This window comes from Bradyrhizobium sp. Cp5.3 (assembly GCF_000426265.1).
GTDB lineage: Bacteria > Pseudomonadota > Alphaproteobacteria > Rhizobiales > Xanthobacteraceae > Bradyrhizobium > Bradyrhizobium neotropicale.
Genome location: NZ_AUFA01000026.1, coordinates 53,696 through 67,268 on the forward strand (window position 1 = coordinate 53,696; position 13,573 = coordinate 67,268).

Genomic DNA, 13,573 nt, shown 5'->3' on the forward strand with positions numbered 1-13,573 from the left:
TTCCTCCCGCGGGAGTATCAAAATAACGCGAGCGGGAAGTTCCAGTTCCGGTCGGGGCAGCGATGCGCAGAGCACCGCAGCAAACTCAGGACGCATTGACGCCCCGCCAGCGGCCATAGCGCCACGGAAGATACCAGCGCGCACCTTCGGGGGCGGTGAGCGGCACGCGGTCGATACCTGAGGTGCCGAAGGGATGGCAGCGCAACAGCCGCGCCAGTGTCATCCAGCCGCCGGCCCAGAGTCCGAAACGTTCGATCGCCTCGTCACCATAGACGGAGCAGGTCGGCAGGTGCCGGCAATTGTAGCCGACCAGCGGTGATAGCGTGTGGCGGTAGAGCCAGATCAGCGCGCGGCCGAACCTGCGCGGCAGTCGCAGCACGACCGCAACGATACTGGCCCCTTGTTCGGACGCTGAATGCTTCATGAGCGGCTTGCTACGATCCTGTGCAGCACGTTGCGCGGTTCCGATGCAGGGAACTGCAAGTTGTTGTAAGCGCGCCATATTTTGCGTGCTTTTTGGGAGCAGTGCAGCAAGTACCTATGGACGATCTGTATTCCCCCGGATACCATTTTTGTGACACTCGTGGGATAGGAACAAACGTCTGTATGATGGACTCATCGGGCGCGAAGCGGGGATAACTCGCGCAATATTGGGACTTGGGGAAGGAACCAGTTTGAAACTCCTGAGGTCGCTTGATCTTCGCGGTTGGTTGCTGATGGGAACCGCCGCTTGTTGCTTCGCGCTGACGAGCGCAGTCGCGACCTTCACCTCTTCTGCACATGCCGGCGCTGCGCTCGAAGAGCGCAAGCTGCCGATGAAGTTCAACTGGGTCGCGTGCGAGCCGAACTGCCGCGGCTGGGTCAGCGCAGTCGGCATCATCACCTCCGACACGCCGAAGGACTTCGAGGACTTCGCGCGCGGGCGCCAGCTTGGCGGCGCGACCGTCGTGCTCGACTCCAGCGGTGGTTCCGTCAACGACGCGATCACGCTTGGTCGGCGCTTCCGTAACCTCGGTCTCATGACCACGGTCGGCATCACCCAGCAGAACCGCGGCAGGCCGGGCGTTCGTCCGGCGGTCGCGCCCGAGGCCTATTGCGAATCCATGTGCGCGTTCCTGCTGCTGGCCGGCAAGAAGCGCTACGTGCCCGACGCTGCGCATGTGCGGGTCCATCAGATCTGGATGGGCGACCGCGCCGACGACGCCAAGGCGGCGAGCTACAGCGCGCAGGACCTGATGATCGTGGAGCGCGACATCGGCCGGCTCGCCAAATACACCTTCGACATGGGCGGCGCCGGTGATCTGCTGTCGCTCGCGCTGAGCGTGCCGCCGTGGGAAGACCTGCACGAGCTGGACGCTGGCGAGCTGAAGCTGACCAATCTCGTGACCACGGATCTGGTCGCCGACGTGCTGCCGAACGTGGATGTCTCGGCGCCCGCGATGGCCGACCTTGCGCCAAAGACGCAGGACAGGTTCGGCGAGGAATCGGAGCAGCCGCATCCGGCCAAGTCGACCAAGACTGCGGAAGCGGCGGTGCCGACGGGCGCGGCGCCCGTGGCTGCGTCGCAGAAGTAAATCCAACGACAATCGCTCTCGTCATTCCGGGTTCTCCGCTTCGCGGGCGCCCTGGAATGACGGTTCAGAACGACGGGAGCGACAGCTCAGCCCTGCGCCGCGGCCGGCTGCTTGACCTTGGCCTCGATCTGGCCGATGGCATCGACCACGGCGTCGAAGGTGAGCAGCGTCGAAGCATGGCGCGCCTTGTAGTCACGGACCGGCTCGAGGAACTTGATCTCGGCCCATTTTCCGTCCGGCGGCGCGCCGTTTTCCTTCAGCATCTTGCGAACGGTTTCGCGTAACTCACGGAGTTCGCTCGCAGTCGAGCCGACGACGTGACTTGCCATGATGGATGAAGACGCCTGGCCCAGCGCGCAGGCCTTCACGTCATGGGCGAAGTCGGTGACGGTGTCGCCCTCCATCTTCAGGTCCACCTTGACGGTCGAGCCGCACAGTTTGGAGTGGGCGGTAGCGGTGGCATCGGGGTCCGAAAGCCGCCCGAGGCGCGGAATATTCCCGGCCAGTTCGATGATCCGCTTGTTGTAGATGTCGTTTAGCATGTGATGGAGCTCAACACTTCCGGGCCGGATCGGCCTTGGCGGGCGCCGTCCATGGTCCTATATAGGGTCGGAACTGGCGGAAAAACAGTCCAGCGGCGGTGGTCCAGAACCACGCGGCCGGCCTTGGAGGCGAGGATGTTTTTGTGCCGGGATCGGTTGTTTTCTTCAGGCGTCCGGCGGCTTGCCGCCCCGTCTGCCGGTGACACTCCGGCCGTTAAGGCCGTCGAACGGAGTTGACATGGACGCTTTGATCAAATCCATCCGCCCCAACAAGCCCGCTGAAAAGCAGCCCGAGAGCCGCCCGGCAGAGCTTGATCCTTCCGAATTCCTCGCGGTCGCCGTCCGCGCCGACCAGCCGCGCCCAGCGCGCGCCGAGGCCGAGCAGGCGGTGAAGACGCTGCTCGCCTATATCGGCGAGAACACCCAGCGCGAGGGCCTCTTGGACACGCCGCGCCGCGTGGTCGAGGCCTTCGACGAGCTCTACCAGGGCTACCACCAGTGCCCGGCCGAGGTGCTCGACCGCACTTTCGGCGAGACCGCGGGGTATGACGACTTCGTGCTGGTGCGGGACATCGAGTTCACCTCGCAATGCGAGCATCACATGATGCCCTTCTACGGCAAGGCGCACATCGCCTACACGCCGGTGGAACGCGTCGTCGGCCTGTCGAAGCTCGCGCGCCTCACCGACATCTTCGCCCGCCGGCTTCAGACCCAGGAGCACCTGACGGCGCAGATTGCAGCGGCGATCGACGAGATCCTCAAGCCGCGCGGCGTTGCCGTTCTGGTCGAGGCCGAGCATACCTGCATGTCGGTGCGCGGCGTCGCCAAGCATGGCGCGATGACGTTCACCAGCCGCTTTACCGGCATGTTCCGCGACAATCCGGCGGAGCAGGGCCGTTTCCTGTCCCTGGTGCGAGGCACGCAACGCTGACCTCGCGACGAATTTGCGAGGGGTCTCGTGTCCACTCATTCCCATGACATCGAGGAAGGGCTGAGCTTCCAGCCCAAATTCGACGCGGCCGGCCTCGTCACCTGTGTGGCGACGGACGCCGCGACCGGCGACGTGCTGATGGTCGCCCACATGAATGACGAGGCGCTGCGCAAGACCATCGCGACGGGTGAAGCCTGGTACTTCAGCCGCTCGCGCAATGCCTTATGGCGAAAGGGTGAGACGTCGGGTCAAACTCAGCGCGTGGTCGAGATGCGCACCGATTGTGACCAGGACGCGGTCTGGCTTCGCGTCGAGCAGTTGGGGGCAGCCTGCCACACCGGCCGCAGGTCGTGCTTCTATCGCAGGGTCGAGGCCGAGGGGACGGGCGCCAGGCTCGTCTTCGTCGACGCGGACAGGCTGTTCGACCCGAACGCGGTCTACAAGAAGTAGCTCCCGTCATTCCGGGGCACGCGAAGCGTGAACCCGGAATCCATCGCCAGGCATTACGCGCGGCTGAATGATTCCGGGTTTAACCCCGCATTAACCATAACTGTCCCACGGTGGGACGACAGGGCGCCGAATTGCCGGCGCCGCTCAACGCCGCGCGGGGCGGGCACTCCATCATGTCGGTCGACAACTCCAGTGCCACGCAGACGGTCGCTACCGATCCGTCGCGGGCGCGCGTTGCCGGCGCAATCAAGCAGGCCTCCAACCTCTCCGGCGTCAGCTTTCAATACATGCTGACCACCGCCAAGATGGAGTCGGATTTCAATCCGACAGCGGGCGCCACCACGTCGTCCGCGCACGGGCTGTACCAGTTCATCGACCAGACCTGGCTCGGCACGGTGAAGGAGGCGGGTGCCCAGCTCGGCTACGGCAGCTACGCCGACGCCATCAGCAAGACCTCGTCCGGCAGCTACACTGTCGATGATCCCGCCATGAAGCGGTCGATCATGAAGTTGCGCGACGATCCGCAGGTCGCCTCCGACATGGCGGCGGCACTGACGCAATCCAACAGCTTCAAGCTCACCGGCCTGCTCGGCCGCCGGCCGTCCGACAGCGAACTCTACATGGCGCATTTCATGGGCGTCGGCGGCGCGGCCAAGCTGATCGCCAATGCCGAGGACAATCCGCAAGCGGTCGGCGCGCGGCTGTTCCCCAATGCCGCTGCTTCCAACCGCTCGATCTTCTACGAAAAGGACGGCCGAGCGCGTAGCGTCTCCGAAGTCTATTCGGTGCTGACGTCGCGCTACGCGAGCGCTGCGAATTCGAAAACGACGCGTAGCGCGATGGCGATGTATGGCGACACGCCGTCGACGGCGCAGGTTGTGAGCGCAAACGGCGTGCAGGCGACGGCGCCTGTGATCGACAACGCGGCTTATCTGCAGACCTTTCCGGATACGCGCGCGGTGACGCCGGTGAGCGCAACATCGTCGACGACGGTTGCGGACAATGCGCCGACCACGCCGGCGTTTCGCTCGATCTATCAGCCCGGCGATACCACGCAGCCGGTTTCGACGACGGTGCAGAAATTGTGGGGCAACAACGCCTCGCTCACCTCGGTCGCACCCGCGACCTCGGTCGCGTCGGCAACACCCGAGGTGCGGCCGCCGCAACCGCTTGATCTCTTCAGCGATCGCAGCGGCAACTTCTCGAGCTAGCATCTGCTCTCGTGCCCCTGCTCAGCGCGCGCCACTTCATGCTGCGCTGCGTCCGGTGCGCGCGAACAGGCAGTCTTGGTTCCCTTAACAAAACGTCAATAAAACCAGCCGGTTATGGTGAACGCTTTGTTAAGCGTCGTGGTTTATTTTGTATTGCAGGTGACAGGCCGTCACCATTTTTCGTTAGGTTGCGTAAGCCGGAAAGACCATGATCGTTCGGCAGTTCATCAGTTGGATCAGGACGGCATCCGCCGGCGAGCGGGCCGAGGCAACGCGGGCATTGGCCCGCGCCTGGTTGATTTCAGACCTTTCCCATGACGACCGCATCGCCGCCGAAGGCGCGCTGCTGATGCTGCTCGACGATCCGTCCCCCCTGGTGCGACAGGCGATGGCGGAAGCCTTCGCTCGCAGTGCCGAGGCGCCGGCCGCAATCATGCGGGCGCTGTCGGCCGACCAGCCCACCGTCGCGCTGCCCGTGCTCGAACATTCCCCGCTTCTGATCGATGCCGACCTCGTCGACATCGTCGCGACCGGCAATGACGAGGTGCAGTGCGCGATCGCGCGCCGCATCGCGCTGCCGGTCTCGGTCTGCGCCGCGATCGCCGAAGTTGGCTGCGCCGCCGCGGCCCTCGAGCTGATCGAGAATCCCAACGCCGAGCTCGCGCCGTTCTCCTGGGATCGCATTGTCGAGCGTCACGGCCATCTCGCCGCGATCCGCGAGGCGATGCTGGTGATGGAGGATCTGCCGGCCGCGACGCGGGCGGCGCTGGTCGCAAAGCTTTCCGAGACGCTGGCGCAGTTCGTCGTGGCACGGAACTGGCTCAGCGCCGATCGCGCCGAGCGTATGACGACCGAGGCGCGCGACCGCTCCACCATGAACATCGCGGCCCGCTCGCGCGGCGAGGACATGCAGGGTTTGGTGCGGCACCTGCGCATCACCGGTCAGCTCACGGCGGGCCTGATCCTGCGTGCGCTGTTGTCGAGCAATCTCGAACTGTTCGACGCGGCGCTTGCCGAATTGTCCGATCTGCCGCTGGCGCGAGTCTCCGCGCTGCTGCACGACCGCGGCGGCACCGGCCTGCACGCGCTGCTCCGCCGCGCCGGCCTGCCTGAGGCGACCTTCGCGGTTTTCCAGGTCGCGCTCGAGGCCTGCCACGAGAACGGCTTCGTCGATACCGACGACGGCGCCGTGCGGCTGCGCCGGCGCATGGTCGAGCGGGTGCTCACCCATTGCGAGACCGATCGCGGCGCGACCGAGCCGCTTCTGATCCTGCTGCGCCGTTTCGCAACCGAATCGGCGCGCGAAGAAGCGCGGCTGTTCTGCGACGAGCTCGTCGCGGAAGAGGCGATCGCACCGTTCTATGACGATCTGATCGCGGCCTGACGAAGGGGTCGTAGGGTGGGTTAGCCCTGCGGCTGCGCGGAGCGTAGTCCCCTAGGCGTAGCCCACCTCTTTGCTTTCCGCGCGAAGAGAGAAGTGGTGGGTTACGCTGCGCTAACCCCACCCTACGACACCTCGAGAATGGCGAGCCTTACTCCCCCGGCACGATGCTCGGCGCCAAAATCGCTTCGAGATGCTCGGGACGGTCGCGGTTGACGTGGGCGAGATATTCGTCGGCGACCTTGCGCAGGCGGCGGCTGAGCTCGCTGGAGACGGTGAGGCTGTCGAGCTTTGTGTTCTCGTGCACGATCGCCGTGATGGCGTTGATGTGGTGCGAGAACAGCTCGGCCGGCACCTTGGCAAGATCCGGCGCATGCTCGATCACGCGGCACAGGCTTTCGGCGATCACGGCGGCCGACGGAAAGCCGAACGTCGCGGCATCGCCCTTGATGTCGTGGGCCGCGCGGAACAGCTCTCCGCGCCGATCGTCGTCGAAGCCGTCTTGCTGGATGGCGGCCCAGGCGGCGGACAATCGGTCGACCTCGCTCGCCATCCAGTCCGTGAACTCGCCGGAGAGGCCAGCAAGCGCCTGCTCGGCGCGCCCGACCGGATCATCCATGTCCTTGGCCTCGACCCGGCGCAGAACTTTCCGCAGCGGGTTGGGCTGCGTGATCACATGATGGGTGGCGAAGGCCTTGACCTCGATGTCCTTTGCGCTGTTCTTCGCCATGGTGCCTGTCTCGCGTAAGACGTTGCGCTAGATGGAGGAGCGGGCCTTGTCGAGCAACGAGGGCTGCTGGAGCAGCTCGTGCTTCTCACCGACGCGGCGCTCGGGGCCCATATAGGCGGAGTTGATGTTGCGGCGGCGGTCGGGCCCGAAATAGGTCTTGGTCTTGATGAAGGGCCGGGGATTGGCGACCACGTTGAGGATGCGCTGATAGAGGCCCTTGGCCGAGATCGGCTTGGCCAAAAACTCGGTGACGCCGGCATCGCGCGCGATCGTGACCCGGCGTTTCTCCGAATGTCCCGTCAGCATGATGATCGGCGCATAGGGGTTACCCTTGGACTCCGGCTGGCGGATCATCTGCGCGAGCTCGAGCCCGTCGAAGATCGGCATCGCCCAGTCGGTGATGACGATGTCGGGCACGTAGTGGCTGTACATTTCGAGCGCGGTCGCGCCGTCCTCGGCTTCATAGACCTCGCGCGCGCCGAACGAATGCAGCAGCGTCCGCAGGATACGGCGCATGTGCGGATTGTCGTCGCAAACGAGGAAGCGCAGCTTGTTGAAATCGATACGGAACATGACGCCCGGGCCAAAGCGGTCAACCTTCGTTAACCATATCGCGCCGGGAGTTAACGAAGGGTTGCGACCGGGACGCCGGAGGGCTTCCGGGCAGGTGGCTCAGTAGCCGAACTGCTCGCGCAGAATGCGCTCTTCCAGGCTGTGGCCCGGATCGAACAGCATGCGCATCGAGATGGTCCTGTCGGCGAGCACCTCGACGCGGCGGACGTCGCGGACCTCGTCGTGGTCGGCCACCGCGGCGACAGGGCGCTTCTCGCCTTCCAGCACCTCGATCACGACATAGGCCGTATTGGGCAGGAGAGCCCCGCGCCAGCGTCGCGGGCGGAAGGCGCTGATCGGCGTCAGCGCCAGCAGCGCGGCATTGATCGGCAGGATCGGCCCCTGGGCGGACAGATTGTAGGCGGTCGAGCCCGCGGGCGTTGCCACCATGATGCCGTCGGCGATCAGCTCGGACATGCGCTCGCGCTCGTCGATCAGGATGCGCAGACGCGCCGCCTGATAGGTCTGCCGGAACAGGGCGACCTCGTTGATGGCGTGATGGAGATGCACCCGGTCGCGCACGTCGGTTGCGCGCATCAGGAGCGGATTGATCTCGGATTCATGCGCGGCCTCGAGCCGCGTGCGCAGATCGTGTGTCGAATATTCGTTCATCAGGAAGCCGACCGTGCCGCGGTGCATGCCGTAGATCGGCTTTCCCGTGTGCATGTTCTGATGCAGCGTCTGGAGCATGAGTCCGTCGCCGCCGAGCGCGACCACGACGTCGGCATTCTTCGGATCGCAATTTCCGTAGCGTTCGGTGAGCTGGTTGAAGGCGGCCTGTGCCTCGCTGCTCGGGCTGGCGACGAAGGCGATCCGGTCGTAGGACTTGGTCATGGGCTTCCGGGCAGGTGCCGCTGGCTCGAGGAGGTTCCGCCGGGGTCGTCTATACGACCTGGGCCTCCATTGTCGAGGATGACCGCCTCTCAAGGCAAGTGGAGGGCGGCCGGAACGGCCGTCCGTCCCGTTTCAGGGTAAAAGCCACCTCGATTTGCGCCCGATCGGCGGCTTTTGGCGCCGCCGGACCTCGTGATCCCCCAAACCGTCGCAATTCCTCGCTAGCCTTGCAGGCAGTCACCGACACGCAACCGATGAGGGCGCGCTGCCGGGCAGGGAGACCGACCATGATGATAAGTTCGTCGGCGCTGCGCCGCACGGGGCTGGTGCTGGCGTTGTCGGCCGTCGCACTCGCTGGACTTGCGCATGCGGACGATCCGCCGCAGCCGCGTCCGGAGGCAACCGCACCTGTGGGGCAGAAGGGCGTCCGTGGTGGCGGTGCGCAGTCTGCAGGTCAGCCTTCGTCCTCCGCCGCCGAACAGCGTGGCCTCCCTGCGGATGCGACGACGAAGCAGACGCTCGACCTGCCCGGGCGAACGCTCGCCTTCACCGCGACCGCCGGCTCGATCCGTCTGTTCGATGAAAAGCGCGAGCCGCAGGCCGATATCGCCTACACCTCCTATGAACTCGATGGCGCCGACCGCACCACGCGCCCGATCACCTTCCTGTTCAATGGCGGGCCCGGCGCGTCCTCGGCATGGCTCCAGTTCGGCAGCGCCGGGCCGTGGCGGCTGCCGCTCGATGGCGAAGCTCTCTCGCCGTCGGCGTCGCCCGAGGTGAGGCCGAACGCTGAGACCTGGCTCGACTTCACCGATCTCGTCTTCATCGATCCCGTCGGCACCGGCTACAGCCGCCTCATTGCGAGCGGCGAGGACGCGCGCAAGCGGTTCTATTCGATCGACGGCGACGTCAGTTCGATCGCGCTCGTGATCCGCCGCTGGCTCGAGAAGCACGACCGGTTGCTCTCGCCGAAATACGTCGCGGGCGAAAGCTATGGTGGCATTCGTGGACCGAAGGTCGTGCGCCAGTTGCAGCTTCAATACGGCGTCGGCGTCAAAGGTCTGATCATGCTGTCGCCGCTGTTCGACTTCCGCGAGTTCACCGGCTCGAGCCTCCTGCAATATGTCGCGACGCTGCCGAGCTACGCGGCGGTCGCGCGCGAAGCCAAGGGGCCGGTGACGCGCGACGATCTCGCCGACGTCGAAGCCTATGCGCGCGGCGAGTTTCTGGCTGACCTCGTCAAGGGCCAAGCGGATCGGGAGGCCACCAATCGGCTCGCCGACAAGGTCGCAGCCCTGACCGGGATCGACCAGGCGGTCAGCCGCAGGCTCGCCGGTCGTTTCGATGTCGGCGAATTCCGCCGCGAATTCGACCGCAAGAACGGCAAGGTCACCGGGCGCTACGATGCTTCCGTGCGCGGCTTCGATCCCTATCCGGATTCGAGCAGCTCCCGCTTCGGCGATCCCTCCGGCGACACGCTTCAGGCGCCGCTGACCAGCGCTGCCGTCGATGTCCTGACACGCAAGCTCAACTGGCGGCCCGACGGCTCCTATGAAGTGCTGAACAGCTCTGTCGAACGTGCCTGGGATTTCGGTCACGGCATCACCCCGCCTCAATCGGTGTCGGAGCTGCGCCAGATCCTCGCGACCGATCCGAAGCTGAATGTGCTGGTCGGGCACGGCCTGTTCGATCTCGCCACGCCCTATTTCGGAACGCAGAGAGTGCTCGACCAGTTGCCGGCCTTCGCGACGCCGCGGATCAGGTTCGTCGTCTATCCCGGCGGCCACATGTTCTATTCGCGCGACGGCTCGCGGCAGGCGTTTCGCGGCGAGGTCGAGGCGATGGTGAAGCGGTAGCGTCGGGACGGCGGTTTCTTTGTTCGCAGCTCTCTTGCTCGCCGGGTTAGTTGGCGTGAGCCACAGCGCTGATTTCAACGATCTGTTGCGGCGAGGCCAGATAGGTCACGCGTGGCGGCGGGACGATGACCTTCGGGCAACCAGAGGCAGAGCTGGCGCTTGCGCAACGCCGGCGGTCCCTGGACGAAGGCGCAGGTCCGCAGCCGCCTGCGGCTCGACAGCGGCGAGGCGCTCCGTGATTGCGCGCTAGCGGGCCTTGGCATCGCTCTTCTTCCCGACTTCCTAGTCAAGGACGATCTGAGAGCGGGCCGCCTGCGACGGGTTCTGTCCGGCTTTGAAGCTGATACGGTCAAAATCGTCACGCTTTACCCCGGCAAGCGTCTGTTGGAGCCTCGGGTTCGGCGCTTCGTTGATCTGATGGTCGAGGAGCTCACGATGAGAGCTTAGCGCTCCTGCGTGGAGTTTGTCATTTGACGCGGATTCTTTACGCGAACCGGTATCCGCTTCGCTCGAAAACGCTCCAACCCAAAAAGCAGAACCGGCACACCCCTGAGGATTGTGCCGGTTCGTTTGCGTTGCGACGTCGAGGATATCTCAGTAGACGAGCGTTGCGCCGGTCGGCTTGTCCAGCGCGGCTGCAAGCGAGCGATACTCGGTGCTGTCGGTGCCGGCGAGCGAGGCGATCTTGTTCAGATGATACTGCGCCTGTTCGCGGTTGCCCTGCTCGAGCTGCCAGAGACCGTAATACTGCCAGGTCCGGACGTGGTTCGGATCGTCCTTCAGCGCCAGCTCGTAATAGATCTTCGACTGCTGGTAATCGCCGAGCTTGCGGTAGGAGTAGCCGATCAGATTGGCGACGTCGGCCACGTCCTGGCGCTTGAGCGACTTCAGCTGGTCGATCGCGCCCGTATAGTCGTGGCGGTCGTAGATCGTGGTGTAGGCCGTGCGATAAGCGGCGAGGAATTTGGGGTCGCTGATAGAGGAGCTCTTCTTCTTCGATTTCTTGCTCGAAGAGTCCGACTTCGGCGGCGGCGAGGGATCGTCGCTACCCGCAGCGTAAGCGCTCGTCAGCACCGGTCCGGCCGCCAGCGTCATCGAGACAAGTCCCGGTACCAGAAGCATTGAAAGTCTGCGCATCTATCTTCTCCCGTATGGAACGAGGCGATCCTACACGATTGCCTTCTGACGGGAACACCCGCGGTACGAAAACATTCCCAAATCGCCCGGTTTATTGCCCCTCCCTGAGGAGATGACAAACTTGTCATCCAGATGAACGGAAGCTTGCGATGCACTTCAGAATGGGTTCAGCGCGCTCCAACTAGGCTCACTCCTACGATCGAAGGGTCGGCGAGAGGGCGCCGCCTCAAGATCCTTCAAAGAGGAGACCACCATGCTGAAGACTATTTCCGCCGCTTTGCTCGCAGCTTTCGTGATCGCAGCTCCGGCTTTCGCCGCCGAAGCGGGCAAGACCACGACCACCGCACCTGTGATCAAGGCGGACCAGAGCCAGACCAAGACGTCGACCACCGCCGCGAAGCCTGACGCCGGCGTCAAGGCCGACACGAAAGCTGCCGACGTCAAGGCGGATTCCAAGGCGAAGGCGATGAACGCCAACGCCGCGGTCACGCCCGCCGAGCACAAGTCCGTGCGCACGCACCGCCATCACCACAAGCAGCTGTCGGCCAAGAAGTCGCTGAAGACGCAGCCGGATGTCACCAAGCCGGTGAGCACCGACAAGCGCAGCTAACGACTGATCCCGCGAGGCGGCATCCCCGCATTGCCCCGCCGCCTCGCGCGGAGTTCAGGCCGGCCCGTTTCGTCATGACGAGCACGCGCAGGCGTGAGCGCCATGCGGCGGGCCGGTATGCTGATTGCCCGGCCGGCAACATGGAATTCCCTTATGGAATTCCCCTTGAGCAACCTTGGCGCTAGAACATCTCAGAGTGAGGTGGTTCGGAGTCGTGGTCTGTGGGGCGATTGGCGAAACGCGCGGCGGTCCTCGTGCTTCCGCTGGCGCTTGCGGCATGTTTTGGCAGTGACGGCGACCGTCCAACCCTGATGGACGCGGGGCCGCAGCCGTTTCCCGATAATTTCCGCAGCGACACGCTGGCCCTCATGCGCACCTATCTGAACAACCCGGTCGGCGTTCGCGAAGCCAGCATGGCCGAGCCCGCGCTGCGGCAAGTTGGCGGCCGTCCGTTCTATGTGAGCTGCCTGCATTTCACGCCCCGCGAGACCGACGGCAGCTACAAGGCGATGCGCGAGCGGGCTGTCATCTACGTCAACGGACGGGCGGATCGGGTCGTCGAGCGGGCCAACGAACTCTGCACCGGTGCGGTTTACGCACCCTTTCCGGAACTGGAAAAGATGACGCGCTAGCGCAAAGCGGGTCTTCACCGCTCGGTGGTAGGACTACAGCCGCCGGGGCCGCTGGATCACATTTTGGCGAGCTTTGAATGGGCGGTGTGGCTTTGCGACAAACTGTTACGACATGCCATGCGCGGGCGACAGAATCTGTCGGCGCAAGGGAGCGTGACGGAACAGGAACGCGCGTCGTTGCCGCCCCGTCACATATCGGACGATCAACGTTCCGGCACCGCCGCCAAGCAACCAAATTCAGGCCACGTTGTTTGCTGAGGGTCGAATTTGAAAGAACGGGGATGATCATGAAGACGATTTTGCTCGGCGCAGCAGCCCTGCTTGCGCTGGCAGCGCCAGCCGCGGCAGCCGACATCCCGGCGCGCACCTACACCAAGGCACCGGCCTATACCGCGCCGCAGGTGGTCTATAACTGGACCGGCTTCTATATCGGCGGCCATGTCGGCGGCGCCTTCGCCGGCGACAACACCTTCCAGTCGAGCGATGCCCGTTTCCTGGGCGGCGTGCAAGGCGGCTTCGATTACCAGTTTGCGCCCAACTGGGTCGTGGGTGTCGAGGCCCAGTATTCCTGGCTGCCGACGAACAACAATGCTGTCGGCTTCCCGTTCGGCACGCAGGTGACCTCGAACACCGACCAGATCGGCTCGGTGACCGGCCGCATCGGCTACACCTGGGGACCGACGCTGGTCTACGCCAAGGGCGGCTATGCGTGGCGCAACAATAACCTCGGCGTCAGCGTCGCCGGCGTGCCGCAAACGTTCGCCGCCACCGGCAACAACAAGGACGGCTACACCGTCGGCGCCGGCCTGGAGTACATGTTCGCGCCGAACTGGTCGGCCAAGGCCGAGTACCAGTACTATAATTTCGGCAGCACCACCTTCACCTCCGGTCCGGCCGATGTCGTCGGCGTTCGCGGGCGGGAGGACGAGCATACCGTCAAGGTCGGCGTGAACTACCGCTTTGGCTGGGGCGGCCCGGCGGGCTCGCGCTACTGATCCACGGACCAGCCAACCGCATCTCACAAAGGCCGGCTCTGCCGGCCTTTGTTTTGAGCCGGCCGCGTGTCTGGCGCG

General features: G+C 64.7%; 15 protein-coding genes and 1 pseudogene. 10 read left to right on the forward strand and 6 right to left on the reverse strand.

The window, feature by feature from the left end; genetic code table 11:
• Positions 1–85 precede the first annotated feature (85 nt).
• Positions 86–424 (reverse strand): membrane protein insertion efficiency factor YidD, encoded by a 339-nt coding sequence (gene yidD / locus K289_RS0128280; protein WP_027554588.1) that lies wholly within the window; start codon positions 422–424, stop codon positions 86–88.
• A 292-nt stretch (positions 425–716) separates the two neighbouring features.
• Here yidD and K289_RS0128285 point away from each other — a divergent pair, with 292 nt between their 5' ends.
• Positions 717–1,574 carry a hypothetical protein gene (locus tag K289_RS0128285; RefSeq protein ID WP_245284022.1) on the forward strand — a complete coding sequence of 286 codons (858 nt, stop codon included), beginning with the start codon at positions 717–719 and terminating at the stop codon, positions 1,572–1,574.
• An 86-nt stretch (positions 1,575–1,660) separates the two neighbouring features.
• Here the strand turns inward: K289_RS0128285 and K289_RS0128290 are convergent, their stop codons facing one another.
• The gene (locus K289_RS0128290; protein ID WP_027554590.1) at positions 1,661–2,116 is read right to left on the reverse strand and encodes an iron-sulfur cluster assembly scaffold protein; all 456 of its coding nucleotides are present in this window, start codon (positions 2,114–2,116) and stop codon (positions 1,661–1,663) included.
• 238 nt (positions 2,117–2,354) lie between these two features.
• Between K289_RS0128290 and folE the strand changes: the two genes are divergently transcribed.
• The 4 genes from folE to K289_RS0128310 all read left to right on the forward strand — a co-directional run bounded on the left by folE (position 2,355) and on the right by K289_RS0128310 (position 6,092).
• Positions 2,355–3,047, forward strand: coding sequence for a GTP cyclohydrolase I FolE (folE, locus tag K289_RS0128295; RefSeq protein ID WP_027554591.1), 693 nt, complete (start codon positions 2,355–2,357; stop codon positions 3,045–3,047).
• 27 nt (positions 3,048–3,074) lie between these two features.
• Complete coding sequence (hisI, locus tag K289_RS0128300) at positions 3,075–3,497, forward strand: phosphoribosyl-AMP cyclohydrolase (RefSeq protein WP_027554592.1); 423 nt, start codon at positions 3,075–3,077, stop codon at positions 3,495–3,497.
• Positions 3,498–3,628: 131 nt separating this feature from the next.
• Positions 3,629–4,708 (forward strand): transglycosylase, encoded by a 1,080-nt coding sequence (locus K289_RS0128305; RefSeq protein ID WP_027554593.1) that lies wholly within the window; start codon positions 3,629–3,631, stop codon positions 4,706–4,708.
• A 208-nt stretch (positions 4,709–4,916) separates the two neighbouring features.
• The gene (locus K289_RS0128310; RefSeq protein WP_027554594.1) at positions 4,917–6,092 is read left to right on the forward strand and encodes a DUF2336 domain-containing protein; all 1,176 of its coding nucleotides are present in this window, start codon (positions 4,917–4,919) and stop codon (positions 6,090–6,092) included.
• Between the two features lie 148 nt (positions 6,093–6,240).
• Here K289_RS0128310 and K289_RS0128315 read toward each other — a convergent pair whose 3' ends face one another.
• The 3 genes from K289_RS0128315 to K289_RS0128325 form a co-directional block, all read right to left on the reverse strand.
• Positions 6,241–6,819 carry an Hpt domain-containing protein gene (locus K289_RS0128315; RefSeq protein ID WP_027554595.1) on the reverse strand — a complete coding sequence of 193 codons (579 nt, stop codon included), beginning with the start codon at positions 6,817–6,819 and terminating at the stop codon, positions 6,241–6,243.
• A gap of 27 nt (positions 6,820–6,846) precedes the next feature.
• Positions 6,847–7,392: a response regulator gene (locus K289_RS0128320; RefSeq protein ID WP_027554596.1), complete on the reverse strand. Its 546-nt coding sequence runs from the start codon at positions 7,390–7,392 to the stop codon at positions 6,847–6,849.
• 99 nt (positions 7,393–7,491) lie between these two features.
• Complete coding sequence (locus K289_RS0128325; RefSeq protein WP_027554597.1) at positions 7,492–8,265, reverse strand: NAD kinase; 774 nt, start codon at positions 8,263–8,265, stop codon at positions 7,492–7,494.
• Positions 8,266–8,552: 287 nt separating this feature from the next.
• On the opposite strand from K289_RS0128325, the gene K289_RS0128330 reads away from it, so the two are divergent.
• Together K289_RS0128330 and K289_RS0128335 are read left to right on the forward strand one after the other, a co-directional pair.
• Positions 8,553–10,121: a S10 family peptidase gene (locus K289_RS0128330; protein WP_027554598.1), complete on the forward strand. Its 1,569-nt coding sequence runs from the start codon at positions 8,553–8,555 to the stop codon at positions 10,119–10,121.
• A gap of 138 nt (positions 10,122–10,259) precedes the next feature.
• Positions 10,260–10,568 (forward strand): annotated as a pseudogene (locus K289_RS0128335) (LysR substrate-binding domain-containing protein); the annotation flags it as partial.
• A 147-nt stretch (positions 10,569–10,715) separates the two neighbouring features.
• On the opposite strand, the gene K289_RS0128340 reads toward K289_RS0128335, so the two are convergent.
• The gene (locus tag K289_RS0128340; RefSeq protein ID WP_027554600.1) at positions 10,716–11,258 is read right to left on the reverse strand and encodes a tetratricopeptide repeat protein; all 543 of its coding nucleotides are present in this window, start codon (positions 11,256–11,258) and stop codon (positions 10,716–10,718) included.
• A 253-nt stretch (positions 11,259–11,511) separates the two neighbouring features.
• Here K289_RS0128340 and K289_RS0128345 point away from each other — a divergent pair, with 253 nt between their 5' ends.
• The 3 genes from K289_RS0128345 (at position 11,512) to K289_RS0128355 (ending at position 13,495) form a co-directional block, all read left to right on the forward strand.
• Complete coding sequence (locus K289_RS0128345) at positions 11,512–11,868, forward strand: His-rich protein BRANT (protein WP_027554601.1); 357 nt, start codon at positions 11,512–11,514, stop codon at positions 11,866–11,868.
• Positions 11,869–12,089: 221 nt separating this feature from the next.
• The gene (locus K289_RS0128350; protein WP_027554602.1) at positions 12,090–12,500 is read left to right on the forward strand and encodes a hypothetical protein; all 411 of its coding nucleotides are present in this window, start codon (positions 12,090–12,092) and stop codon (positions 12,498–12,500) included.
• A 287-nt stretch (positions 12,501–12,787) separates the two neighbouring features.
• On the forward strand, positions 12,788–13,495 hold the full coding sequence (locus K289_RS0128355; RefSeq protein ID WP_027554603.1) for an outer membrane protein: 708 nt from the start codon (positions 12,788–12,790) through the stop codon (positions 13,493–13,495).
• Positions 13,496–13,573 lie beyond the last annotated feature (78 nt).